21 protein-coding genes are annotated in these 23,590 nt (G+C 72.4%); 11 read left to right on the top strand and 10 right to left on the bottom strand.

Annotated elements, in window-relative coordinates:
- The first annotated feature begins 14 nt into the window (after positions 1-14).
- Together AB0F62_RS08675 and AB0F62_RS08670 are read left to right on the top strand one after the other, a co-directional pair.
- Positions 15-671, top strand: a complete 657-nt coding sequence (locus AB0F62_RS08675) for a histidine phosphatase family protein (RefSeq protein ID WP_361793930.1) — start codon at positions 15-17, stop codon at positions 669-671.
- 165 nt (positions 672-836) lie between these two features.
- Positions 837-1,157 (top strand): DUF5955 family protein, encoded by a 321-nt coding sequence (locus AB0F62_RS08670; RefSeq protein ID WP_361793927.1) that lies wholly within the window; start codon positions 837-839, stop codon positions 1,155-1,157.
- A 22-nt stretch (positions 1,158-1,179) separates the two neighbouring features.
- Here the strand turns inward: AB0F62_RS08670 and AB0F62_RS08665 are convergent, their stop codons facing one another.
- Both AB0F62_RS08665 and AB0F62_RS08660 read right to left on the bottom strand, forming a co-directional pair.
- Positions 1,180-2,061 (bottom strand): LLM class F420-dependent oxidoreductase, encoded by an 882-nt coding sequence (locus tag AB0F62_RS08665; RefSeq protein WP_361794031.1) that lies wholly within the window; start codon positions 2,059-2,061, stop codon positions 1,180-1,182.
- A 923-nt stretch (positions 2,062-2,984) separates the two neighbouring features.
- Entirely contained in the window at positions 2,985-3,749 is a 765-nt protein-coding gene (locus AB0F62_RS08660; protein ID WP_361793924.1) for an IclR family transcriptional regulator, read from the bottom strand.
- A 259-nt stretch (positions 3,750-4,008) separates the two neighbouring features.
- Between AB0F62_RS08660 and allB the strand changes: the two genes are divergently transcribed.
- Positions 4,009-5,370 carry an allantoinase AllB gene (gene allB, locus AB0F62_RS08655; protein ID WP_361793921.1) on the top strand — a complete coding sequence of 454 codons (1,362 nt, stop codon included), beginning with the start codon at positions 4,009-4,011 and terminating at the stop codon, positions 5,368-5,370.
- Positions 5,367-6,476: an allantoicase gene (gene alc, locus AB0F62_RS08650; RefSeq protein ID WP_361793918.1), complete on the top strand. Its 1,110-nt coding sequence runs from the start codon at positions 5,367-5,369 to the stop codon at positions 6,474-6,476. Before allB ends, alc begins: the two co-directional genes overlap by 4 nt.
- 132 nt (positions 6,477-6,608) lie before the next feature.
- Here the strand turns inward: alc and AB0F62_RS08645 are convergent, their stop codons facing one another.
- The 5 genes from AB0F62_RS08645 to AB0F62_RS08625 are packed head-to-tail and all read right to left on the bottom strand — an operon-like array spanning position 6,609 to position 13,197.
- Positions 6,609-8,558: an RICIN domain-containing protein gene (locus AB0F62_RS08645; protein WP_361793915.1), complete on the bottom strand. Its 1,950-nt coding sequence runs from the start codon at positions 8,556-8,558 to the stop codon at positions 6,609-6,611.
- A gap of 44 nt (positions 8,559-8,602) precedes the next feature.
- The gene (locus tag AB0F62_RS08640) at positions 8,603-9,961 is read right to left on the bottom strand and encodes a GH1 family beta-glucosidase (RefSeq protein ID WP_361793912.1); all 1,359 of its coding nucleotides are present in this window, start codon (positions 9,959-9,961) and stop codon (positions 8,603-8,605) included.
- A gap of 41 nt (positions 9,962-10,002) precedes the next feature.
- The gene (locus AB0F62_RS08635; protein ID WP_361793909.1) at positions 10,003-10,863 is read right to left on the bottom strand and encodes a carbohydrate ABC transporter permease; all 861 of its coding nucleotides are present in this window, start codon (positions 10,861-10,863) and stop codon (positions 10,003-10,005) included.
- Complete coding sequence (locus AB0F62_RS08630) at positions 10,856-11,866, bottom strand: sugar ABC transporter permease (protein ID WP_361793906.1); 1,011 nt, start codon at positions 11,864-11,866, stop codon at positions 10,856-10,858. Before AB0F62_RS08630 ends, AB0F62_RS08635 begins: the two co-directional genes overlap by 8 nt.
- 14 nt (positions 11,867-11,880) lie before the next feature.
- Positions 11,881-13,197 carry a sugar ABC transporter substrate-binding protein gene (locus AB0F62_RS08625; RefSeq protein WP_361793903.1) on the bottom strand — a complete coding sequence of 439 codons (1,317 nt, stop codon included), beginning with the start codon at positions 13,195-13,197 and terminating at the stop codon, positions 11,881-11,883.
- Between the two features lie 139 nt (positions 13,198-13,336).
- On the opposite strand from AB0F62_RS08625, the gene AB0F62_RS08620 reads away from it, so the two are divergent.
- Complete coding sequence (locus AB0F62_RS08620; RefSeq protein ID WP_361793900.1) at positions 13,337-14,608, top strand: ROK family transcriptional regulator; 1,272 nt, start codon at positions 13,337-13,339, stop codon at positions 14,606-14,608.
- A gap of 34 nt (positions 14,609-14,642) precedes the next feature.
- The gene (locus AB0F62_RS08615; protein ID WP_361793897.1) at positions 14,643-15,458 is read left to right on the top strand and encodes an AIM24 family protein; all 816 of its coding nucleotides are present in this window, start codon (positions 14,643-14,645) and stop codon (positions 15,456-15,458) included.
- A 348-nt stretch (positions 15,459-15,806) separates the two neighbouring features.
- On the opposite strand, the gene AB0F62_RS08610 is transcribed toward AB0F62_RS08615, so the two are convergent.
- Complete coding sequence (locus AB0F62_RS08610) at positions 15,807-16,409, bottom strand: TetR family transcriptional regulator (protein WP_361793894.1); 603 nt, start codon at positions 16,407-16,409, stop codon at positions 15,807-15,809.
- A gap of 125 nt (positions 16,410-16,534) precedes the next feature.
- On the opposite strand from AB0F62_RS08610, the gene AB0F62_RS08605 reads away from it, so the two are divergent.
- From AB0F62_RS08605 to AB0F62_RS08590, 4 genes are all read left to right on the top strand, one after another.
- Complete coding sequence (locus tag AB0F62_RS08605) at positions 16,535-17,020, top strand: peroxiredoxin (RefSeq protein ID WP_361793891.1); 486 nt, start codon at positions 16,535-16,537, stop codon at positions 17,018-17,020.
- Positions 17,021-17,245: 225 nt separating this feature from the next.
- Entirely contained in the window at positions 17,246-18,274 is a 1,029-nt protein-coding gene (gene tdh / locus AB0F62_RS08600) for an L-threonine 3-dehydrogenase (RefSeq protein WP_361793888.1), read from the top strand.
- A 72-nt stretch (positions 18,275-18,346) separates the two neighbouring features.
- Complete coding sequence (locus AB0F62_RS08595; RefSeq protein WP_361793885.1) at positions 18,347-19,540, top strand: glycine C-acetyltransferase; 1,194 nt, start codon at positions 18,347-18,349, stop codon at positions 19,538-19,540.
- Between the two features lie 4 nt (positions 19,541-19,544).
- The gene (locus tag AB0F62_RS08590; protein WP_361793882.1) at positions 19,545-20,468 is read left to right on the top strand and encodes a LysR family transcriptional regulator; all 924 of its coding nucleotides are present in this window, start codon (positions 19,545-19,547) and stop codon (positions 20,466-20,468) included.
- A 79-nt stretch (positions 20,469-20,547) separates the two neighbouring features.
- Here the strand turns inward: AB0F62_RS08590 and AB0F62_RS08585 are convergent, their stop codons facing one another.
- Together AB0F62_RS08585 and AB0F62_RS08580 are read right to left on the bottom strand one after the other, a co-directional pair.
- Positions 20,548-20,799: a hypothetical protein gene (locus AB0F62_RS08585; RefSeq protein ID WP_361793879.1), complete on the bottom strand. Its 252-nt coding sequence runs from the start codon at positions 20,797-20,799 to the stop codon at positions 20,548-20,550.
- A gap of 73 nt (positions 20,800-20,872) precedes the next feature.
- Positions 20,873-21,700 (bottom strand): HAD family hydrolase, encoded by an 828-nt coding sequence (locus tag AB0F62_RS08580; RefSeq protein WP_361793877.1) that lies wholly within the window; start codon positions 21,698-21,700, stop codon positions 20,873-20,875.
- 553 nt (positions 21,701-22,253) lie between these two features.
- On the opposite strand from AB0F62_RS08580, the gene AB0F62_RS08575 reads away from it, so the two are divergent.
- On the top strand, positions 22,254-23,546 hold the full coding sequence (locus AB0F62_RS08575; RefSeq protein ID WP_361793874.1) for an ABC transporter substrate-binding protein: 1,293 nt from the start codon (positions 22,254-22,256) through the stop codon (positions 23,544-23,546).
- The last annotated feature ends 44 nt before the right edge of the window (positions 23,547-23,590 follow it).

The following is a 23,590-nucleotide window of genomic DNA, read 5'->3' as shown; positions in this document are numbered from 1 at the left end:
CGGAAGGACCGGCCATGACGAGCTGGATCATCGCCGTACGGCACGGCGAGAGCGAGGCGAACGCGGCCTTCGCCCGTGGCGTGTCGCTGGACGGGGTCCGGGACGCCGACGTGGCGCTGACGCCGCTCGGCCGTGAGCAGGCCGTCAGGCTCGGCCGGGAGCTGCTCGCCCTGCCCGGCGCCGAGGCGCCGGGCCTCGCCCACTGCTCGCCCTTCCGGCGGGCACGGCAGACCCTGAGCGCCGTCGCGGACGCCTACGCCGCCGCCGGCCGCGCACCGCTCCCCGTCGGCTACGACGCACGGCTCCGGGACCGCGGCATGGGGGCGCTGGAACTGATCACCCCGGAAGGGGTCCGCGAGCGTTTCCCCGAGGAGGCGCGGCGGCGCGCACGCCTGGGCGAGGCCGGGTACCGCCCACCGGGCGGCGAGTCGACGGGGGACGTCGAGGCCCGCGTCCGGGACTTCCTGGCCGCCGCCGAAGCCGGCCCGGGCCCGGTCCGGCTGCTCGTCACGCACGACGCCGTCGTTCTGGCGCTGCGCCGGCTGCTCGGCCCCCCGCCGTCCGGCGGCGCGTACGTGGCCCATGCCTCGATGGCCCGCTGGCGGCACGTCGGCGCCGGGCACTGGCTGCTCGCGGACTGGAACCGGACCGGGGCCCCGGACGTTGGGTGAATGTCGGCAAGTCGTCACGCGGCGAAGGAAGTTACGGCGGATTTCGCTCTCCGTATAGCGGGGGAAGCGCTCTGTCGCGTTTACTGTCCTCCCCGATACGGCGGACCGGATGGGGCCGGCCGTCCATGGGCGATGACCGGGGGCCTACCTGTGGGGGACGTATCAGTGGTGAAGGACGTGGCCGCGCGTGCGGCGGTGGACGACGACGGTGCCCTGGACCCGAGGGTCACCGCCCTGCGGGCCGCGGTCGCCCGCTGCCGCCGCGAACTCGCCGGGTACCGGGCGAACTTACCTGACCGGCACATCGCCGAGGACGAGCTCGCCGCCCTGGCCGCCGCCGCGGACGCCGGCGTACCGGACGTCCCGCGGCTGCGCCGCGGCCTGCTGGTGATCGCGGGCGCGCTGGGTTCCGTCAGCGCGCTGTCCGGAGCCCTCACCGAGGTCCGGCGGGCGATCGAGCTGTTCGGCACCCCGCGTCCCGAGTGACGCGGGATGCCCGCGAGGGAGGTCAGCCGAGCTCGGCCAGCCGGGGGACCGCCGGCGCGCAGTGGCTCTCGATCCAGCCGGCCGGCTCGGCGTCCGGCGGCACCACGATGACCGTCTCGATGCCGAGTTTGGCGTAACCGGCCATGTCGGCGACGAAGGCGTCGGTGTCGCCGTCCCGGATGGAGTCGCCGACGTAGAGCATGGTCTTGTGGATCTCCGCGTAGTCGCGCCCGGCCTCGTCGCAGTGCCCGCGCAGCACGTCCAGCTTGTGCGCGACCTCGGCGGGCGAGGAGGCGAAGAGGTTGCAGGCGTCCGCGTGGCGGGCGACCAGGCGCAGCGTCTTCCGCTCGCCGCTGCCGCCGATCATGATCTCCGGGCGCGGCGTGCTCACCGGGGCCGGCGTGCAGCGGGTCTCGGCGAGCCGGTAGTGCGCGCCCTCGAAGGGGCCGTTGTCGTCCGGGTCCCACATCTGCAGGCAGATCCGCAGCGTCTCCTCCAGGCGCTCGAAGCGCTCGGCGAGCGGCGGGAAGGGCACGCCCAGGCCCAGGTGCTCGCGCTCGTACCAGGCGGCGCCGAGCCCGAGTGTCGCCCGGCCGCCGGAGAGCACGTCGAGCGTGGTCGCGATCTTCGCCAGCAGGCCGGGGTGGCGGTAGGTGATCCCCGTGACGAGGACGCCGAGCCGCACGGAGGTGGTGCGGGCGGCGAGATAGCCCAGCGTCGTGTAGGCCTCCAGCATCGCGGCCTCGGCCCCGCCGTTGTTCTCCATCTGGAAGTAGTGGTCCATCACCGACAGCCAGCCCGCGCCGGCCGACTCGGCGGCCTCGCCGGCCGCGGCCAGCGCGGGCGCGAGCCCGGCCGGTCCCGCGGGGTGATCGAACTTGGTGAGGTGCAGGCCCAGTTGCATGGTGGTCACCCGTTCGGGGTCGTGGTCGCTACCGTGACGACGGTAGATGTTGGAGTGGGCTCGAGGTCAAGCCGCCCCGGCGGCACGCCGTCCCATTTCCGATCGCGTACGTCCGTACGGCGACCGCTGCCGGCCCGTCCCCGACCACCCGGGCCGCCCTCGTGCCGATGTGGCCCCGTATCGCCTCTCGCGTCGCCTCTCCCGTGATCGGGTGGCGGTGCCGGTGGTGCCGGTGGTTGGTCGGCTTTCCCGCCGTCTCGCTCCCTTCGGTCGCAAGGCGGCGGGCTGCGGATGGGGAGGGTGGGGGGCTGGTCCGTCGTGGCGGTGTGCGGGTGGGTGGTCGGCGGGGGTTCAGGCGCCGGAGCGGGGTCGGTCGTTCGCGGGTGCCGGTCTCGTCGCCGTCCGCGCGTATAGATGGCCGCTTCCACGCCTACTCCTGGTGGGTGGCGCGCCCGCCGTGACCTGCGTCTGCGGGTGATTCCCCGACAGGACATGGGTTCGGCAGGTCGGTTTCCGAGATCGGGCTCTGTTTCGCCGACATAGTCGGCGAAAGCGGGCCCGATCTTCTCCGGCCCAAAGATCGGGCTCTGTTCCGCCGACTATGTCGGCGAAAGCGAGCCCGATGTCCCATGGCCCCCTCGACAGCACCCCGAATCACCCGCAGACGCAGGTCACGGCGGGCGCGCCCACCACTGACCGATGGCGTGGAAGCGGCCATCTATACCCGCGGGCGGCAACGAGACCCGCGCCCACCCGCAAAGCCGACCCGCTCCGGAGCCTGAACCCCGCCACGCACCCACCCGCACACGCCGGACGAGAGTCGCCCCCACCCTCCCGTCCGCAGCCCGCCGCTTTGCGCCCGCAGGGCGCGAGACGAACCCGCGCCCACCCACAGGCCCCGCCGCCATGCAGGCCGAGCGCGCTCAGAGCGTCCCGTTGCCGGCCAGCGCGGCCGACAGTTGCCGCGCCACGCCCTGCAGTACCGGCACGATCTTCTCGGTCGCCGCCTCGGTGACCCGTCCGGCGGGACCGGAGATGGAGATCGCCGCGGCCGTGGGGGAGTCGGGGACGGTGACCGCGAGGCAGCGGACCCCCACCTCCTGCTCGTTGTCGTCCACTGCGTAGCCCTGCGTACGGATGCGCTCCAGCTCCGCGAGGAATTCGTCCGGGTCGACGATCGTCCGCTCCGTGGCGGCCGGCATGCCCGTGCGGGCCAGCAGGGCCCGGACCTCCTCCGGCGGCACGTACGCCAGCAGCGCCTTGCCGACGCCCGTGGAGTGCGGCAGGACGCGCCGTCCGACCTCGGTGAACATCCGCATGGAGTGCCGCGAGGGGACCTGGGCGACGTAGACGACCTCGTCGCCGTCGAGGAGTGCCATATTCGCGGTCTCGCCGGTGGCCTCGACCAGTTCCGCCAGGTACGGGCGGGCCCAGGTGCCGAGCAGCCGGGACGAGCTCTCGCCGAGGCGGATCAGCCGGGGGCCCAGCGCGTAGCGGCGGTTGGGCTGTTGGCGTACGTAGCCGCAGTCGACCAGGGTGCGCACGAGGCGGTGGATCGTGGGCAGCGGCAGCCCGCTGCTCGCGGACAGTTCGCTGAGGCCCACCTCGCCGCCCGCGTCGGCCATCCGCTCCAGCAGGTCGAAGGCGCGTTCGAGGGACTGCACGCCCCCGGCGCGGTCTGACGCCACGTTTCCTCCCCAGGCGGACGGTGGTGATGGTGCAGCCTACCGGCCCTGACCAGGCATGCGATCGCCGTTCGGGGCGGTCGTGTGCGAAGCGACGGACGGCGGGCGCGGAAACCGCATTCCATTTCGTGGAATCCTCCAACTGTACTGCCGGGGCGCACCGGGCGCTCGCGGTGGGGGTTGACGGCGCCGCGCGCGCGAGCGGAAGATGCGTTTCAACAGAACGTTGAATTTCTGTGAGACGCCCGCGGAAGGGGAGCCCGTGTCCGAGGCCGCTGACGGGATCGAGCTGGTGCTCCGTTCACCACGGGTCGTCACACCGCAGGGCGAGCGCCCCGCGGACGTGGCCGTGGCGGGCGGCCGGATCGCCGCCGTTCTGCCGTACGGGACCGGACTTCCGGCCGGCGCCCGCCTCGTCGACCTGGGCACGGACGCCCTGCTCCCGGGGCTGGTCGACACTCATGTGCACATCAACGACCCCGGCCGCTCCGAGTGGGAGGGGTTCGCGACCGCCACCCGCGCCGCCGCGGCCGGGGGTGTGACGACGCTCGTCGACATGCCGCTCAACAGCATCCCGCCGACCACCACCACTGCCCACCTCGAGGTCAAACGCGCCACCGCCCGCGGCAGGGTCCACACCGACGTCGGCTTCTGGGGCGGCGCGGTGCCCGGCAACACCAAGGACCTGCGGCCCCTCCACGAAGCCGGGGTCTTCGGCTTCAAATGCTTCCTGCTGCCCTCCGGCGTCGACGAGTTCCCGCAACTCGGCCCGGCGGAACTGGAGGAGGCGATGCGGGAGATCGCCCGCTTCGACGGGCTGCTGATCGTCCACGCCGAGGACGCCCGCCTCATCGACGGCGCCCCGCCGCCCTCGGGCCCGAAGTACGCCGACTTCCTGGCCTCCCGTCCCCGCGCCGCAGAGAACACCGCCATCGAGGGGCTGATCACTCTTGCCCGGCGTCTCGACTGCCGGGTGCACATCCTGCACCTGTCCTCCGCCGAGGCGCTGCCCCTGATCGCCGCCGCCCGCCGCGACGGGGTACGCCTGACGGCCGAGACGTGCCCGCACTATCTGACGCTCACCGCCGAGGAGGTCCCGGACGGCGCCACGCAGTTCAAGTGCTGCCCGCCGATCCGTGAGGCGGGCAACCGGGACGCCCTGTGGCAGGGGCTGCTCGACGGCACCGTCGACTGCGTCGTCTCCGACCACTCGCCCTCCACCGCCGACCTCAAGCGCCTCGACACCGGCGACTTCGGCGCCGCCTGGGGCGGGATCTCCTCCCTCCAGCTCGGTCTGCCCGCGATCTGGACCGAGGCCCGCCGGCGTGGCGCCACACTCGGCGACGTGGTCCGCTGGATGGCGTGGGGCCCCGCGCGCCTCGCCGGACTGACCACCAAGGGCGCCATCGTGCCCGGCCACGACGCCGACTTCGCCGTCCTGGCACCCGACGAGAGCTTCACCGTGGACCCGGCGGCGCTCCACCACCGCAACCAGGTCACCGCCTACGCGGGCCGCACCCTCCAGGGGGTCGTACGGAGCACCTGGCTGCGCGGCGAGCGGATCGCCGACCACGGCACCCCGGCCCACCCCTCCGGCCGCCTCATCGAAAGGGAGAACGCGTGACTGCCACACCCCGGTACACCGGCGCCGCCCAGCCGTATCCCGGAGGGGACCCCTACGCCGACTACCGCGGCGCGGACCTGCCGTTCACCGGCCTCGTCGACCTCGCCGACCGGCGCCTGGGCGCCGGGGTGATCGCCGCCAACGACGAGTTCTTCGCCGAGCGGGAGAACCTGCTCGTCCCGGAGCGCCCGGAGTTCCGGCCCGAGCAATTCGGGCACAAGGGCCAGGTCATGGACGGCTGGGAGACCCGCCGCCGGCGCGGCACCGGCCCCGACAGCCCGCACCCCGCAGACGCCGACCACGACTGGGCGCTGATCCGCCTCGCCGCCCCCGGGGTCGTCCGCGGCCTGGTGGTGGACACCGCCCACTTCCGCGGCAACCACCCCCAAGAGGTCGCCGTCGAGGCCACCTCCGCGCCGCTGTCCGCCGCGCCCGAGGACCTGCTCGCCGAGGGCGTGGAGTGGACCGGGCTCGTGCCCCGCACCGCCGTCGGCGGCCACGCCGCCAACGGCTTCGAGGTGGCCGTGGAGCGCCGCTTCACCCACCTGCGGCTCAAGCAGTTCCCCGACGGCGGCATCGCGCGGCTGCGGGTCCACGGCGAGGTCGTGCCCGACCCCGCCTGGCTGACCGCGCTGGGCACCTTCGACCTGGTCGCCCTGGAGAACGGCGGCGCGGCCGAGGACGTCTCCGACCGCTTCTACTCCTCGCCGGTCAACCCGATCCTGCCCGGAAGGTCCCGCCGCATGGGCGACGGCTGGGAGACCCGCCGCCGCCGCGACAAGGGCCACGACTGGGCGCGCTACCGCCTCGCCGCGCAGGGCGTCATCCGCGCCGTCGAGCTCGACACCGGCTACTACAAGGGCAACGCCGCCGGCTGGGCCGCGCTGCTCGGCCGCGACGGCGAAGACGGCGCGTGGTTCGAGATCCTGCCGCGCACGCGCCTGCGGCCGGACACCGTGCACCGCTTCGTGGTCGACGCCCCCGCCGCCACCCACGTGCGCGTCGAGACCTACCCCGACGGCGGCATCGCCCGCCTGCGTCTGTGGGGATCGCCGACCGAGGCGGGCGCCGACCACCTCACGCGCCGCTGGGACGACCTGGCCTGACGGCCCTCAGGAGACGGCGGGCGGGCACGAGCCGCACCAGGCGGTCCCCTCCGGGGCCCCGGCGCCCCGGAGGGGGGTTGGTGCCGCGCGGCGCCGGCCTCGCCCCGTACGCCGGCGCCGCGCGGGATTCGGTCAGCCCGCCGGCGTCAGCCGGAAGGACTGGGCGGCGGTGCCGTTGCAGGTGTACTGCTGCAGCAGGGCGCCGTCGGCCGTCGAGGCGGCGGCGACGTCCAGGCACTTGCCGCTGTGCCGGGCGGTGAGGACGTACGACCCGTCCGCCTGGAGCACCGGCCGCCACTGCTGGTTGGCGCCCGAGGACCACTGCCAGGTCTGCACCGGCACGGAGTCACCCGTCGCCGACGACCCGCCGGTGACGTCCCACACCTGCTCGGTGGCGGTCGCGCCGCGGTTGACCACCCGGTAGTAGCCGCCGTCGGTCGGGCGGAACTGCCACTGCTGGTTGGTCTGCCCGGCGACGCAGCTCCACTGCTGCACGGCCGTGCCGTTGGCGGTGCCCCGGTCCTTGGCGTCCACGCACTTGCCGGAGCCCGCGCCGGTCACCTGGTACCAGGCGGAGGTGCTGATGCCGTCGCCGCCCCCGCCGCCGGTGGGGGCACCGGACCAGGTGAAGGTGGTCGTGGCGCGGGCGGGCAGGCTGTAGGAGAAGTGCTGCCCGGCCTCGCGGACCGTGATCTGCCGGGTGGACGAGGAGGAGTTGTGGGTGACCAGCACCCGCTGCCCGTCGCTGTTGACGAAGGCCGTGTTCCACACCGGGTCCGTGGCGTTGCTGCCGATCCGGACCGCGCCCGCGCGGACGAACTTCGTCAGCTGCCCCATCGTGTAGTACTCGACGGTGTAGTCGACCTGGCCGCTGCGCGCGTCCCCGTTGTGCACGGTGATCAGCCCGGTGCAGGTGCCGCAGCCGCCCGCGTGCGGACCCATCGCCTGGTCCAGTGCCAGCGACCACTTCACGTAGGCGCGGGCCCAGTTGCGGGTGAAGCCGGTGATGTCGCGCAGGTCCTCCAGCTGCTGGTCGGCGACCCAGGTGCCGCCGGAGTGCTCGGTCTCGTACTGGGGCACGCCCGGGTACTGGTTCTGGATCGTGCCGCCGAGCCCGTAGTCCGGCGGGGTGGGCGCGTAGCCGTGCCAGGCGACGCCGCCGAAGAGCGGGTCGCCGCGCAGCGCGGCGTCGGCGAGCTGGGCTGCGCCGGTGGTGTTCCAGTCCCCGTGGTTCCAGTCGTGGATCAGCGCCTTGGTGGTGATCCCGGCCGCACGGAACGCCGGGAAGAGGTGGTTCTTGGTGAAGTCCAGCAGCGTGGCGCCGGTCCACTCCATCGTGGGGTAGTTGCTGTTCGCTCCGCAGCACTGCGGCTCGTTCTGGACGGAGACGTAGTCGACGTGGACGCCGCGCTGCTCGTACGCCTGCAGGTACTTCACGAAGTACTGCGCGTACATGCCGTAGTACTCCGGCTTCAGCCGGCCCATCTGGGTCAGCCTGCCGTTGTCCTTCATCCACGCCGGCGCCGACCACGGCACCGCCATGACCTTCAGGTCCGGGTTGAGCTGCCGTGCCCGCTGGGTCAGCGGCAGGACGTCGGCCAGGTCCCGGGAGATGGAGAAGTCCGACAGGTCGCAGCAGGTGTCGTCGTAGGTGTAGTGGCTGCGTGCGATGTCCGAGGCGCCCACGGGGTTGCGCAGGAAGCCCAGGCCGATGCCCTCCGTGGGGGAGAACAGCTTGCGCATGGTGGCGTCGCGGGTGGCCGCCGACAGCGCGCCGGAGGAGTTCATCAGCCAGGCGGCGCTGTCGGTGAAGGACGCCCCGCCGCCCTCGAAGGGCTGGTAGCGGGCGGCGGGGTCGACCGTGACGACCGTGCCGCCGCTGCCGTCGCCCGGCTCGAAGGCGGCCGGGGCCTGCTCCTGCAGGCCCCGGACGACGGTCTTGCCGTCGGAGGTGGTGGTCATGGTGACCTGGACGGCCGTGGCGGCGGCCGCTCCCGGTCCGGCGAGCACTAATCCGGCGAAGGCCGCCGCGACCGCCGCGAGCACGGCGATCAGGCGTCCGATGTGGGGGGAGTGGGGCATCGCGGATCTCCTGTGTGGGGGGTGGAGACGGGATGGCGGGGAGGTCAGGCCGCGCTGCGGGCGCGGCGCCGGTGGGCGGCGATGATGTCGGCGTAGCGGCGGCCGCTGCCCTTCACGGTCCGGCGCTGGGTCTCGTAGTCGACGTGGACGAGGCCGAAGCGCTTGTCGTAGCCGTACGCCCACTCGAAGTTGTCCAGCAGCGACCAGGCGAAGTAGCCGGCGAGCGGGGCGCCGCCGCGCACGGCGCGGGCGCAGGCCGCCAGGTGCTCCTCCAGGTAGGCGGTGCGCTCGGGGTCGTGGACCTGGCCGTCGGGGCCGACGCGGTCCTCGTACGCCGAGCCGTTCTCGGTGACGTAGATCTTGCGGGCGCCGTACTCCTCGGTCAGCCGCAGCAGCAGCCGCTCCAGGCCGTCGGCGTGCACTTCCCAGTCCATCGCGGTGCGGCGGACGTCCGGGACGCGCAGGGCGCGGGTGTGGGGGACCGGCCCCGACGGGTCGTCGGCAACGATGTCACGGAAGTAGTAGTTCAGGCCCAGCCAGTCGAGCGGAGCGGCGATGGTCTCCATGTCGCCGGCCTGGATGGGCAGTTCGACCCCGTACAGCTCCAGCATGTCCTCGGGGTAGCCGCGGCCGTGGATCGGGTCCAGCCACCAGCGGTTGGTGTGGCCGTCGGCGCGCAGCGCCGCGGCGACGTCCTCGGGCCGGTCGGAGGCGGGCTCGCTGGGGCTGAGGTTGTTGACGATGCCGACCTGGGCGTGCGGAATCGCGGCGCGCAGCGCCTGCACCGCCAGGCCGTGGCCCAGGTGCAGGTGGTACGAGGCGCGGACGGCGGCCGTGATGTCGGTCAGGCCGGGGGCCATCGCGCCCTGCAGATGGCCGATCCAGGCCGAGCAGAGCGGCTCGTTGAGCGTCGCCCAGTGGGTGACCCGGTCGCCCAGCCGCTCGGCCACCACGGAGGCGTATTCGGCGAAGCGCAGTGCGGTCTCCCGCTCCGGCCAGCCGCCGCGGTCCTGCTGGGCCTGCGGCAGGTCCCAGTGGTACAGCGTCGGGAAGGGGGTGATGCCCGCCTCCAGCAGGGCGTCGACCAGGCGGTCGTAGAAGGCCAGGCCCGCCGGGTTGACCGGCCCGCCGCCCTGCGGCATCACGCGTGGCCAGGCGATCGAGAAGCGGTAGGCGTCCAGGCCGAGGCGGCCCATCAGGGCGATGTCCTCCGGCACGCGGTGGTAGTGGTCGCAGGCGACGTCACCGGTGTCGCCGTTTGCGACCTTCCCCGGCGTGCGGGAGAAGGTGTCCCAGATGGAGGGCGCACGGCCGTCCTCGGCCACGGCTCCTTCGATCTGGTACGCGGCCGTCGCGGCGCCCCACACGAATCCGTCGGGGAGGGCGCTGAGGTCGAGGGTCACGGACTGCCTTTCGTTCGGGGGAAGCTGAGGAGCGGTCGGGCTCACTTGACGGCGCCGGCGGTCAGCCCGGCGACGAGGTAGCGCTGCAGGAGCAGGAACCCGGCGACCACGGGCACGCTCACCACGAGCGAGGCGGCCATGACCTGGTTCCAGTACACGTCGGTCTGGGTGGCGTAGCCCTGCAGGCCGACGGCGAGCGTGCGGGTGGTGTCGTTGGTCATGACGGAGGCGAAGAGGACCTCGCCCCAGGCCGTCATGAAGGCGTAGACGCACACGGCGACGATGCCGGGCACGGCGGCCGGGACGACGACCCGGAACAGCGCGCCGAGCGGCCCGCAGCCGTCGACCATGGCGGCCTCGTCCAGATCCCGGGGGATGGAGTCGAAGTAGCCCGCCAGCATCCAGATGGAGAAGGGGAGCGAGAAGGTGAGGTAGGTCAGGATCAGGCCGCCGCGGCTGCCGTACAGGGCGATGCCCGTCGCGTTCCCGAGGTTGACGAAGATCAGGAAGAGCGGCAGCAGGAAGAGGATGCCGGGGAACATCTGGGTGGACAGGATCGTCACCGAGAAGAAGCGGCGTCCCTTGAAGTCGTAGCGGCTCACCGCGTACGCCGCGAAGATCGCCACCGCGACCGAGCAGAGCGTCGCCCCGCCCGCCACGAGCAGCGAGTTCACGAAGTACCGGGCGAGCGGAACCGTGTGCCAGATGTCGGCGTACGGGCGCAGGGTGAAGCCGCTGGGGAACCAGCGGAACGGGCCCTGCACGTCCTGCAGCGGCTTCAGCGACGAGACGACCATGACGAACACCGGCGCCAGCGCGAAGGCCGCCAGCACGGTCAGCACGATCCGCCGGGTCCACACGAAGGAGCGCGGCGCGGCCATGGGGCTGCGGACGTCAGGCATCCTTCCTCCTCAGGGAGGTGGCGAGCAGGTAGATCACCGTCACGACGAGCAGGAACAGCAGCAGGAGTACGGACATCGCCGAGCCGGAGCCGAAGTTCCAGGTCACGAAGGACGACTGGTAGATGTGGATGGAGATCAGGTCCGCGGCGTCCGGCGCCGCCCGCCCGAACAGCACATAGGGCGTGTTGAAGTCGTTGAACGTCCACAGGAACAGCACCAGCACCAGCACCTGGTTGACCGGGCGCAGCGACGGCAGGGTGATCCTGCGGATCTGCTGCCAGATCCCGGCGCCGTCCATCGCCGCCGCCTCGTACAGCTCGCGCGGGATGTTCTGCAGGCCGGCCATCAGGCACAGGAACGCGAACGGCCACTGCCGCCACACCGACACCGTCACCAGCGCGAAGAAGCTGTTGTCGCCGATCAGCCAGAAGGGCCGGCCGTCGGTGAGGTGCAGCTGGTCGTGGAGGACGTGGTTGATCATGCCGGTGTCCCGCTGGAACATGAACGACCAGGTGATCACGGCGGCGTAGACCGGCAGCGCGTAGGGCACGAGGAAGACCGCGCGCAGCAGTCCGCGGCCGCGGAAGGCGTCCTGCATGAGGATCGCGGCGGCGGTGCCGAACAGCCAGGACAGGCCGACCGCCAGCACCGTGAACTCGCAGGTGACGAGGAAGGACTTGAGCAGGTCCTCGCCGACCGGGGCGTTGAAGTCCACCGCGACGCGGTAGTTGTCCAGGCCCTTCCAGGGGGCGGCCGACCAGTCGCTGATGAAGAACTGGGTGAGTTCCTTGAAGCTCATCACCACGCCGACGACCATCGGCACCAGGTGGATGAGCAGTTCCAGCGCGAGGGCCGGCAGCAGCAGGACGTACGGGAGTGACGCGCGCCGCAGCCGCGCCGGCAGGCGCAGCCGCGAGCGCGGGGCCCTCCCCCCGGCGGCCGGTCGGCCGCCGGGGGAAGGCGTCTTGGAGCTGTGCCGGACGGGCGGCACGGTGGCGGTCATCGGTTCCTTCACGCTCACGACGCCGGCATCTGCTGCTGGGCCTTTTCGAGGGCGGCCTTGACGCTGTCGGTGGTGACCGGCTTCCCGGCGGCGGCGTCGGCGAACAGGTCCTTCATCGCGGTGCCGACGGCGGTCTCGAACTGGCTCTCGTTGGCGACCTGCGGCAGCGGCGCCGCGCTGTTGGCCAGCGCGTCCGCGAGGACCTTCAGGTCCGGGGTGGCGAAGGCCGGGTCGGACTGGGCGGCCTTGACCGGCGGGAGCGAGCCGTAGGTGCCGTTGAGGATCTTCTGCTCGTCGTCGCTGGTCATGAACTTCACGAACTTCAGCGCGCCGTCGACGTTGTCGGTCTTCTTGAAGACCGCCAGGTTGATGCCCGCGACCATGGAGTTCACGGCGGTGTCGCCGGAGGCGCCCGCGGCCTGGAACGGCACCTGGGCGACGCCGTAGTCCTCGGGCTTCATGCCGTGGGACTTCAGCGAGGAGCCGGCGGCCTGCCACAGCAGCATGGCGGCCTTGCCGGTGGCGAAGTCGGCGACGGACTGGTTGGCGGCGTACTCGGCGTTGCCGGGGGCCGCGATCTTGTCCTTGGCGATGAAGTCGATGTACTGCTTGACGGCCGCGACCGCCTCGGGCGTGGTGAAGGTCGGCTTGCCGGAGGCGTCGAAGAAGTCGGCGCCGTGCTGCTTGCCGAAGACGAAGGCGTGGTGGACGTTCTCGGAGAGGTTGCCGCCCTCGACGGCGAGGCCGTACTTGCCGCCCTTGGTGAGCTTCTTGCCGTCGGCGACGAGCTCGTCCCAGGTGGCGGGCGGGTTGGCTATGCCCGCGTCGGCGAACATCTTCTTGTTGTAGTAGAGGCCGTACGCCAGCGAGTACAGCGGGACCGCGGCGGGGTCCTTGCCCTCGGCGCCCGTCGCGCCCAGCGCGGAGGAGACGAAGCGGTCCTTGCCGCCGATGGCCTCGAACGCCTTGGCGTCGAAGGGGCGCAGGGCGCCGGTGGCCTGCAGGGAGGCGGACCAGGTGTTGCCGATGTTGAGGACGTCGGGGCCCTGGCCGGAGGTGGCGGCGGCGAGGATCCGGTTCAGCAGGTCGGACCAGGGGATGACCTCGAGCTTGACCTTGATCCCGGTCTGCTTCTCGAACTTCTTGAGCTCGGGCGTCAGGGTCGCCTTGTCCGCCTCGATGCTGGCGCCCTGGTTGCTGGCCCAGTAGGTGAGCTCCTTGGGGCTGCCGTTGCCGCTGCCGTCGGTCGAGGAGCCGCCGCCGCACGCGGTGGCGGAGGCGATGAGCGCGGCCGCGAGCGTCACGGCGGCCGTGGTACGGGTGATGTGCATGACCGGGGATCCCTCTCCAGGGTGGGTGCCTTCGGGAAGTGAAGAACGTCACGCCTTAATTCAAGGCGTGATTTAACGTCTGAGAAAACCTGGCGTCAAGACTTGGCGCAGCGATAGATTCAGCCGGGGAGGGAGCACCATGGCAGACCGAGGCAAGCGGACCGTACGCGACCTGCGGCGGGGCAACCGTTCGGCGCTCTTGCGCCACCTGTACTTCGAAGGACCCCTCAGCCGTCAGGAGTTGGCGAGGGACACCGGACTGAGCACAGGTTCCATCAGCAACGTCGTGGCCGAACTGATCGCCGACGGCGTCGTCGAGGAGGCCGGCTCCGTCGAGTCCGACGGCGGACGTCCCCGCGTCATGCTCAAGGTCGCCCCCCGCCACGGCTTCCTCATCGGCGTCGACGTCGGCGAGACCCGTGTCCGCGTCACGCTCTTCGACCTCGCCCTCGCGGAGCTCTCCTCCACCGACCGCCCGCTGGCCGACAGCGGCCACGACGTCGCCCTGGTCGTCCGCCTCATCCTCGACGGCCTGTCCGCCGTCCTGGAGGACAGCCGGGTCGATCCCGCCCTCGTGCTCGGCGTGGGCATCGGCGTCCCCGGCATCGTGGAGCAGGGCACCGGCGGCGCGGGCGCGGTCGTCCACGGCCAGACCATCGACTGGGACGCCGTCCCCCTGGGCGCGCTGCTCGCCGAGGGCACGTCCCTGCCGCTGCACATCGACAACGGCGCCAAGACCCTCGGCCAGGCCGAGATGTGGTTCGGCGCCGGCCGCGGTGCCCGCAACGCCGTGATCGCCCTGCTCGGCTCCGGGGTCGGGGCCTGCGTGGTCGCCGACGGCAAGCCGTACCGCGGCGCCAGCAGCAGCGCGGGGGAGTGGGGCCACACCACCCTCCAGGTCGGCGGCCGGCGCTGCCGCTGCGGCGCCCTCGGGTGCCTGGAGGCCTACGTGGGCGCCGAGGCGCTCATCGAGCGCTGGGGCGCTGCCACCGGCGGCAGCGAGGAGTCCGCGATCGCCGCGCTCCTCGACGCCGCCGAGGCCGGCGACGCCGCCGCCGTCGCGCTGCTCGACGAGGCCGCCGAGTACCTCGGTGCCGGCATCGCCGACCTCGTCAACCTCTTCAACCCCGAGCGCATCGTGCTCTCCGGCTGGACCGGCCTGATGATCGGCCCCCGCCTGCTGCCCGCCGTCCGCGAGGCCACCGCGGCGTACGCGCTCCACCATCCCTGCGCCCAGACCTCCATCGAGCTGGGCAGGCTCGGGACGGACGCCGTCACGGTCGGCGCCGCCACCCTGCCGCTCGCCCGCTTCCTCGACGCGGGCGGCCGGCCGCCCGCCCCCGCGCCGCGGGCCGAGGAGCAAGCGGAACCGAAACGTCCGGGTCGTTCGTTGTCGGGTACATCCGTCTGAACGAGAGCGTCCCGAGACCACCCGGAGTACCGCAGTGACCCTCAAGCAGCAGATCGTCGGCAACGCCATGCAGATGGCCGTGTGCACCCTCCAGCCAGGACAGACCGTCTACTGCGAGGCGGGGAAGTTCCTCTTCAAGACCGCCAATGTGAGCATGGACACCCGGCTGTCCGGCCCCGGCGGCCAGGCCCAGCCCCAGGGCGGCGGCGCGGGCGGCGGCATGGGCGGCATGCTGCGGCAGGCGATGGGCACGGCGATGCAGGTCGGCCAGCGGATGATCGCGGGCGAGAGCATCGCCTTCCAGTACTTCAGCGCGAGCGGCGGCGAGGGCACCGTGGGCTTCGCGGGTTTCCTGCCCGGCGAGATGCGCGCCCTGGAACTGGACGGATCGCGCGCCTGGTACGCGGAGAAGGACGCCTTTGTGGCCGCCGAGTCGACCGTCGACTTCGGCATCGCCTTCCACGGCGGCCGCACCGGCACCAGCGGCGGCGAGGGCTTCATCCTGGAGAAGTTCACCGGTCGCGGCACGGTGATCATCGCGGGCGCGGGCAACTTCATCGACCTCAACCCCGCCGACTTCGGCGGCCGCATCGAGGTCGACACCGGCTGCATCGTCGCCTTCGAGGACGGCGTCCGCTACGGCGTGCAGCGCATCGGCGGCCTCAACCGGCAAGGGATCATGAACGCCGTCTTCGGCGGGGAGGGGCTGTCGCTGGCGACGCTGGAGGGCGACGGGCGTGTCATCCTGCAGTCCATGACCATCGAGGGCCTGGCCAACGCACTGAAGAAGGCCCAGGGCGGCGACAAGCAGGGCCCGACCGGCGGCCTGTTCTCCACCCACGCCGGCTGATCCCGGCCGCGCGGTCACGGAAGCGCCGCTTGGTGGCCGCGGCCCGTGCGGCCGGGGCCGTGTCGTGCCGCGCGGCCGCCGTGCGAGGCGAGCCGTCAACCGGCACGGGCCGGTGACCGTACGGCCTCGCGCGTCACGGGAGCCGTGGGCCCCGTACGGCTCACGCCGGAGGCGGTCGAAGGCGGTTCGTCACGGCGTGGCGCCGCCGGCCGTGCGCCGCGGGCGATCCGGGCCGCATGGGCGCCGACGGGATGCGTCCCCGCCCGTCTCACGCGTTGCGGCGCCCGCCCCTCGCCGTCTCGGCGACGAGCCGTCGGCCGCACGGGCCGACGCGCCGTGCCGGAGCGCTCACCCCACCCCGGCCGAGGTCAGGAGCCGCCGAATCGCCCGCTCCAGGGAGACGCGGACCGTGTCCGCGTCGCCGAGGGCGGCGGTCATCATCGCGCCGTCCCGCAGCATCATCAGCGTCGCCGCGTCCTCGGCGGGCTCCGGGGCACCCGCCTCCGCGAGCAGTCCGGCGACGAGATCCCGGAGCCAGTGCCGGTGGGCCACGATGGCCCGCGAGACGGGGTCCGCCGGGTCCGGGTACTCGGCGGCGGCGTTGAGGAACGGGCAGCCGCGGAAACCGGGCGCGCACAGCTGGTCGCCGAGCGCGCCCGCCACGGCGCGCAGCGCCTCCCGCGGGTCGAGCCCCTCCAGGGCCGCGGAGCTGAGGGCGCGGATCTGCTCGTCCGTGCTCTGGATGTAGCTCAGGACCAGCTGCTCCTTGCCCACGAAGTGGCGGTAGAGCGTGGCCCTGGTGGTCGAGGCCTCGGTGACGATCCGGTCCATGCCCACGGCGTGGATGCCCTCGGCGTAGAACAGCCGGGCCGCGGTGGCGAGGATCCGCTCGCGCGGCGGGGCGTCCGGGGCGGCGGACGTGGCGAGGGGAACGGCGGGCGGGGCGCTCATGTCCTTGACGGTAGCGGACGGCGGGGCGTAGCGTCTCGGCAAGAACGAACGTTCTGTATCGTTGTTCCCGACACCGGCGCACGGCGAGAGCCGCCGAGCCCGACCCCCGTAGGAGAGGACCCGCCATGCCCGTGCCCGAGATCGGCGCCCCCGCCCCCGACTTCACGCTCCAGGGAGTCCTGCTCGCCGACGACGGCGCCGCCGAGCGCGGCGAGTACTCCCTGTCGGCGCACCGCGGCGCCCCTGTCGTGCTCGCCTTCTACCCCGGCGACGACTCGGCGGTGTGCACCAAGCAGCTGTGCTCGTACACCTCGGACCTGGACCGCTTCCGCGACCTCGGGGCGGCGGTGTGGGGGATCAACTTCAGCGACCTCGACAGCCACGAGCACTTCGCGCGCAAGCGCGACCTGCGCTTCCCGCTGCTCGCCGACACCGACCGCTCGGTGGTGAAGGCCTACGGGATCCAGATGCCCGGTCTCGGCCTGAAGCGCTCGGTCTTCATCGTCGACGCCGACGGCATCGTGCGCTGGAAGCACGTCGCCCGCCTCGGGCTGACGTTCCAGGACACCGATGCGATCACCAGGGAACTGGCCGCGCTGGCCCCGCGCTGAACCGCCCGCGCCACTCTTGCGGCGGAGCGTGAAGCTGCGCTGTTGCCGAGCTTAAGAAAAGATCGATGGACTGAACGCTCGAAGCCGGGCAGATTGTGGTCTGCCCGGCGCATCGCGCGAGCCGGCGCCGACGGGCGCCGCCGCTCCGCCCCGGGCTCCCCCGTGCCCGGCCCGCGTTCCCCCGCGCGGGCCGGGTCGCATCGTCTCTCGGCAGGAGTGGCAAGAGTGAAGGCACTGGTGAAGGAGAAGGCCGAGCCCGGCCTGTGGCTGCGGGACGTCCCGGAGCCGGAGATCGGTCCCGGGGACGTCCTCATCAAGGTGCTGCGGACCGGGATCTGCGGCACCGACCTGCACATCCGTGCCTGGGACGGCTGGGCGCAGCAGGCCGTCGGCACCCCGCTGGTGCTCGGCCACGAGTTCGTCGGCGAGGTCGCGGCCGTCGGCGCGGACGTCGACGAGATCAAGCCCGGTGACCGGGTCAGCGGCGAGGGCCACCTCGTCTGCGGCAAGTGCCGCAACTGCCTGGCCGGCCGCCGCCACCTGTGCCGCAACACGATCGGCCTCGGCGTCGGCCGCGACGGCGCCTTCGCCGAGTACGTCGCCCTGCCCGCGTCCAACGTGTGGGTGCACCGCGTCCCGGTCGACCTCGACATCGCCGCGATCTTCGACCCCTTCGGCAACGCCGTGCACACCGCGCTGTCCTTCCCGCTGGTCGGCGAGGACGTGCTGATCACGGGCGCCGGCCCGATCGGCATCATGGCCGCCGCCGTCGCCAAGCACGCCGGTGCCCGCAACGTCGTCATCACCGACGTCAGCGAGTACCGCCTGCAGCTCGCCCGCAAGGTCGGTGTCAGCCTCGCCCTCAACGTCGCGGAGACCACCATCGCCGACGGCCAGCGCGAGCTCGGCCTGCGCGAGGGCTTCGACATCGGCCTGGAGATGTCCGGCCGCCCCGAGGCCATGCGCGACATGATCGCCAACATGACGAACGGCGGGCGCATCGCGATGCTCGGCCTGCCCTCGGAGGACTTCTCCGTCGACTTCGCCAAGATCGTCACGTCGATGATCACCATCAAGGGCATCTACGGCCGAGAGATGTTCGAGACCTGGTACGCCATGTCCGTGCTGCTCGAGGGCGGCCTCGACATCGCCCCCGTGGTCACCGGACGCTACTCCTACCGGGACTTCGACGCCGCCTTCGACGACGCCGCGAGCGGACGCTGCGGCAAGGTCGTCCTCGACTGGACGTCCTGACCCCTTCCGGGACCTCAGGACCCGCCGAGTCACGGCCCACCCGCACCCACGCACCTTCCAGGGAGATCCCCGATGTTCGACTCCGTCCGCGACGACGTGCGCACCACCCTCGACGAGATCCGCGAGGCGGGCCTGTTCAAGCCCGAGCGCGTGATCGGCAGCCCGCAAAGCGCCTCCGTCGCCGTCACCTCCGGCGGCCTGCCCGGCGACGTGCTCAACTTCTGCGCCAACAACTACCTCGGCCTCGCCGACCACCCCGAGGTCACCGCCGCCGCCAAGGAGGCCCTGGACCGCTGGGGCTACGGCATGGCGTCCGTCCGCTTCATCTGCGGCACCCAGGAGGTCCACAAGGAGCTCGAGGCCCGGCTGTCCGCCTTCCTCGGCATGGAGGACACGATCCTCTACAGCTCCTGCTTCGACGCCAACGGCGGTGTCTTCGAGACCCTGCTCGACGAGCGCGACGCCGTGATCTCCGACGCGCTCAACCACGCCAGCATCATCGACGGCATCCGGCTGTCCAAGGCCCGCCGCCTGCGCTACGCCAACCGCGACATGGCCGAGCTGGAGGCCCGCCTCAAGGAGGCGTCCGACGCCCGCCGCCGCCTCATCGTCACCGACGGCGTCTTCTCGATGGACGGCTACATCGCGCCGCTGGACGAGATCTGCGACCTCGCCGACCGCTACGACGCGATGGTCATGGTCGACGACTCCCACGCGGTGGGCTTCACCGGCCCCGGCGGCCGCGGCACCCACGCCCTGCACGGCGTGATGGACCGGGTCGACATCATCACCGGCACCCTCGGCAAGGCCCTCGGCGGTGCCTCCGGCGGCTACGTCGCGGCCCGCGCGGAGATCGTCGCGCTGCTGCGCCAGCGCTCGCGCCCGTACCTGTTCTCCAACTCCCTCGCCCCGGTGATCGCCGCCGCCTCCCTCAAGGTCCTGGACCTGATCGAGGACTCCGAGGAACTGCGCACCCGCCTCGCCGAGAACACCGCGCTCTTCCGCTCCCGCATGACCGAGGCCGGCTTCGAGATCCTCCCCGGGGAGCACCCCATCGCCCCGGTCATGATCGGCGACGCCTCGGAGGCGGGCCGCATGGCGGAGCTGCTGCTGGAGCGCGGCGTCTACGTCATCGGCTTCTCGTACCCCGTCGTGCCGCACGGCAAGGCCCGCATCCGGGTCCAGCTGTCGGCCGCCCACTCCACCGCGGACGTCGAGAAGGCGGTGAACGCGTTCATCGCCGCGCGCGAGGCCCTGGCAGGATGAATGGGTGATTGACGCACGACGGCTGCGGACCCTGCGGGCCGTGGCGGACCACCGTACGGTGACCGCCGCGGCCGCCGCGCTGTACCTGACCCCCTCCGCGGTCTCCCAGCAGCTCGCGGCGCTGGAGAACGAGACCGGCCACCGGCTGCTGGAACGCGGCGGCCGCGGGGTCCAGCTCACCCCCGTCGGGGAGATCCTGCTCACACACGCCAACGCGGTGCTCGCCCAGCTCGAACGCGCGGAGGCCGAGCTGGCCGCGTACACCTCCGGCGCCGCCGGCGAGGTGACCGTGGCCTCCTTCGCCACCGGCATCTCGCTGGTGCTCGCCCCGGCCATCGCCGCGCTCGGCGGCACCGCCCCGGGCATCCGGGTCCGGGTCCGCGACGCCGAGGGCGACGAGTCGCTGCCCATGGTGCTCGACGGGCGCGCGGAGATAGCCGTGGCCGTCGAGTACCGCGGCGGCCCCGGCGCCGACGACCAGCGGCTCTCCCGCGTCCCGCTGTACGCCGAGCCCTTCGACGCCGTCCTGCCGGCCGGCCACCGGCTCGCCGGCGCCCCGACCGGCACCGTCCGCGTCGCCGACCTCGCCGACGAGACCTGGATCGGCCCCTACCCCGGCAACCCCTGCCACGAGGTGGTCGTCCTCGCCTGCGAGTACGCCGGATTCCAGCCCCGCCTGGAGCACTCCTCCGACGACTTCCGCGCCGTCGTCGCCCTCGCGGCCGCGGCCGCGGGCGTGGCGCTCGTCCCCCGCAGTGCCCTGCGCGACATGGACCTGTCCGGGGTCGCCGTCCGCCCCGTCGACGACGTCGTCGCCACCCGCCGCGTCTTCGCCGCCGTGCGCCGCGGCGCCGAGGAGCACCCCCTGCTGCGTCCGGTCCTCGACGCGCTGCGCGAGGCGGCGGAGGAGGCCGGCGGGGCGGAGTGACCCCGGGGGCACCTGGCCGGTGCCGCGGTCGCGCGTGCCACGGCCGGGGCGATCGACTCTGTTCCGGATCTGTTCCGGATCAGGGCCGCTTCGGGTCCGGTTCGATGTGCGGAATCCCCTGTCGTAGCGCCCCCTCTGCGGCGGCCGACGCCTCACCGAAGCGGCGGTGCACGGTGTTCTCCGGGTGGTGCGGAGCCCCGTCGCCCACGACGCGCGGGTCCACATAGGGTGCGGCGCCCGGCGCGGCGTGCGGGGGCGTGCTCTTCTCCGCGGAGGAGCCGTCGGGCTGTCCGGTCGTCGTGCTGCCGCGTCCGCGGCGGGTGGAGGCCATGCCGTGACGGTCGCACAGGGCTCGGACATCGCCCCCCGGACCGGCTCGGTGTGGGTCCGGACCGGACTCCGTGTCAACGCCCCGGCGGATTCGTCCCGTAGAGCCGCTCCAGGACGCGGGCCACGCCGTCGTCCTCGTTGGACGCCGTGTGCGTGCGCACCGCGGCCAGCACCGCCGGGTGCGCGTTGGCGACGGCGCAGGCCGTGCCCGCCCAGGTCAGAACCGGCAGGTCGTTGGGCATGTCGCCGAAGGCGACGACCTCCGCGGCCGGGATGCCGCGGGCCGCGCACAGGTCCGCGAGGGCGGCCGCCTTCGTGACGCCGTGGGCGCTGACCTCCAGCAGGCCCCGGCCCCCGGAATGGGTGAACTGCGCCTGGCCGCCCGCGGCGTGCTCCGCGACGGCGAGCAGGGCGTCCGCGTCGAGCGCGGGTGACCACGCGAGCAGCTTCACGACGGGATCCGGGGTCACCCAGAGTTCCGCGAGCGACCCGACGGCGACCTCGGCAGCGGCGTCCTCGGGCAGGTGGTGTCCGTACCCCGGGGCCCAGCGCAGCAGATGGCCCGTCTCCACGGCGAAGCCGATTCCGGGCGACGCGTCCCGCAGGGCGGCGGCCGTCTTGCGGGCGACGGGGACGGGGAGCGGGGTGGACGCCGTGACGGTGCGGCTGCCGATGTCATACACGATCGCGCCGTTGCCGCACACCGCGGTCCCGGTGAGCCCGGTGGCGGCCGCGAGCGCGTCGAGGTAACGGGGCGGCCGGGCGGTGACGAGTACGACCTCGGCGCCCGCGCCGGCGGCGGAGCGCAGAGCGCCCAGCGTGCGGGCGGAGAGCGTGCCGTCGTTCCTCAGGAGCGTGCCGTCGAGATCGCTGGCGACCAGGCGCGGACGGGGTGTGGGCATCGCCGCATCCTACGGAACCCGGGTGCGGGAACGCCGGTCAGATCACCGGAAGATCGCGTTTTTAAGTTAATTAGCAATTAATATTGACAGGCTTCGGGGGTCCGGCCACAGTTTCCGCCGTGGCACCGGCGCCCGGCACGACTGGAGCGGGGTGCTTCGTATCCCCAACTCTCGGGAGAAATCAGTGGCTTCGCATCGTGCAAGGACGGCGCGACTGCGGCAGACCGCGGCGGCGCTCGGCGCCGCTGTCCTGGTCGGGTCGGCGGTTCCGGCGATACATGCCGCGGACGTGGTCGATCCCTGATCCCGCTCCAACCCGTTCCACCCCGCTTCACCCCGCTTCACCCCGCTTCACCTGCGTCAACCCGTGCCATCCGGCACCAACGGGTGTGCCTCCGGGCCGTGTTCGGCCGGAGGCGCACCTCTCGAAAAATAAATTACTAATTAATCTTGACGGCATGCGGACCCCTGCGACAGGCTGTGTCTGCCGCACCCAGAGCCGGGCCGTCAGGGGGCCTCAGCTCCGTTCCGTGGGCACATAGGGAGTGCACAGATGACCGCCTTCAACGCCACCCGCCGCAGATTCCTCGTAGGAGCAGGCGCAGTCGGCGCCGGCGCGCTGCTCAGCAGCTGCGTCACCCAGAGCCCGTCCGCCTCCGGAGGAAAGTCCGGCGGCCCGGTGACCCTGCAGTCCAACCTCTCCTCCCCGCAGGCGAAGACCTCGATGCAGCAGCTCGTGGCCGCCTTCAACAAGCGCGGCGGCGCCGAGGCAGAGCTCAACACCGTCGCGTCGGAGACCTTCCGTACGCAGCTGCCCACCTACCTCACCTCGGCCAACCCGCCGGACATCTACACCTGGTACCCCGGCTCCGTCGCCGAGTCGTACGCGAAGAAGGACCTGCTCCTCGACCTGGACGACATCTGGGGCAAGCCCGAGCTGTCCGGCTACTCCGACGCGCTGAAGAAGCTCTGCACCTCGACCTCCAGCGGCAAGAAGGTCTTCGTGCCCACCAGCTACTACTGGTGGGGCATGTTCTACCGGAAGTCCAACTTCGCCAAGTGGGGCGTCCAGGAGCCGAAGAACTGGGACGAGTTCCTCGACCTGTGCGACAAGCTCAAGAGCAAGGGCGTCGACCCGATCGGCCTCGGCGCCGGCGGCGACACCCCGTGGGTCGCCTCTGCCTGGTTCGACTACCTCAACATCCGCGTCAACGGTGCCACCTACCACCGCGAACTCCTCGCGGGCAAGCACCGCTTCGACGACCCCGAGGTCCGCAAGGTCTTCGACAAGTGGGACGAGGCGCGCCCGTACTTCGACCCCGACGGCACCGCGATCCCCTTCCAGGACGCCACCACCGCCCTCCTCCAGGGCCGCACGGGCATGATGCTCATCGGCACCTTCTTCGCCGACGCCGCACCGAAGGACGCCCTGGGCGACATCGACTTCTTCCAGTTCCCCATCATCGACCCGAAGGTGCCCGTCGCCGAGGAGGCGCCCACCGACGGCTACTTCGCCAGCGCCCGCAGCAAGCGCACCGACGGCGTCAAGGAGCTGCTGCGCTACCTGGCCTCCGCCGAGGGGCAGGAGCTGTACCTCAAGAACTCCTCCGGCACCGCGCTGCCCACGCACCCGGACGCCAAGGACTCCGGCACCCCCCTGGTGCTCAAGGGCCGCAAGCTCATCGAGAGCGCCGCCGACGTGACGCAGTTCTTCAACCGCGACTCCAGCGACGCCCTCCAGCCGACCGCCGACACCGCGCTGGTGCACTACCTGGCCAAGCCCAAGGAGATCGGCTCCATCCTCACCACGTGGCAGCGCAGCGCACAGAAGATCTGGAGCCAGTGACAATGGCGCTGTTCGGCTCCACACGACGGTCCAGGGCCACTCGG

The organism is Streptomyces sp. NPDC026673 (genome assembly GCF_040638135.1).
In the GTDB taxonomy this organism is placed as follows: Bacteria; Actinomycetota; Actinomycetes; order Streptomycetales; family Streptomycetaceae; genus Actinacidiphila.
Note: the sequence above shows the minus strand (reverse complement) of the source record. Positions and strands in the feature narration are given on the sequence as shown.

Excerpts from the sequence above, each read along its gene's own strand:
- AB0F62_RS08595 (WP_361793885.1), top strand. The coding sequence starts at position 18,347 with ATGTTCGACTCCGTCCGCGACGACGTGCGCACCACCCTCGACGAGATC.
- AB0F62_RS08605 (WP_361793891.1), top strand. The coding sequence starts at position 16,535 with ATGCCCGTGCCCGAGATCGGCGCCCCCGCCCCCGACTTCACGCTCCAG.
- AB0F62_RS08645 (WP_361793915.1), bottom strand. The coding sequence starts at position 8,558 with ATGCCCCACTCCCCCCACATCGGACGCCTGATCGCCGTGCTCGCGGCG.
- AB0F62_RS08580 (WP_361793877.1), bottom strand. The coding sequence starts at position 21,700 with ATGCCCACACCCCGTCCGCGCCTGGTCGCCAGCGATCTCGACGGCACG.
- AB0F62_RS08630 (WP_361793906.1), bottom strand. The coding sequence starts at position 11,866 with ATGACCGCCACCGTGCCGCCCGTCCGGCACAGCTCCAAGACGCCTTCC.
- AB0F62_RS08585 (WP_361793879.1), bottom strand. The coding sequence starts at position 20,799 with ATGGCCTCCACCCGCCGCGGACGCGGCAGCACGACGACCGGACAGCCC.
- AB0F62_RS08665 (WP_361794031.1), bottom strand. The coding sequence starts at position 2,061 with ATGCAACTGGGCCTGCACCTCACCAAGTTCGATCACCCCGCGGGACCG.
- AB0F62_RS08610 (WP_361793894.1), bottom strand. The coding sequence starts at position 16,409 with ATGAGCGCCCCGCCCGCCGTTCCCCTCGCCACGTCCGCCGCCCCGGAC.
- AB0F62_RS08575 (WP_361793874.1), top strand. The coding sequence starts at position 22,254 with ATGACCGCCTTCAACGCCACCCGCCGCAGATTCCTCGTAGGAGCAGGC.
- AB0F62_RS08635 (WP_361793909.1), bottom strand. The coding sequence starts at position 10,863 with ATGCCTGACGTCCGCAGCCCCATGGCCGCGCCGCGCTCCTTCGTGTGG.
- AB0F62_RS08625 (WP_361793903.1), bottom strand. The coding sequence starts at position 13,197 with ATGCACATCACCCGTACCACGGCCGCCGTGACGCTCGCGGCCGCGCTC.
- AB0F62_RS08620 (WP_361793900.1), top strand. The coding sequence starts at position 13,337 with ATGGCAGACCGAGGCAAGCGGACCGTACGCGACCTGCGGCGGGGCAAC.
- AB0F62_RS08675 (WP_361793930.1), top strand. The coding sequence starts at position 15 with ATGACGAGCTGGATCATCGCCGTACGGCACGGCGAGAGCGAGGCGAAC.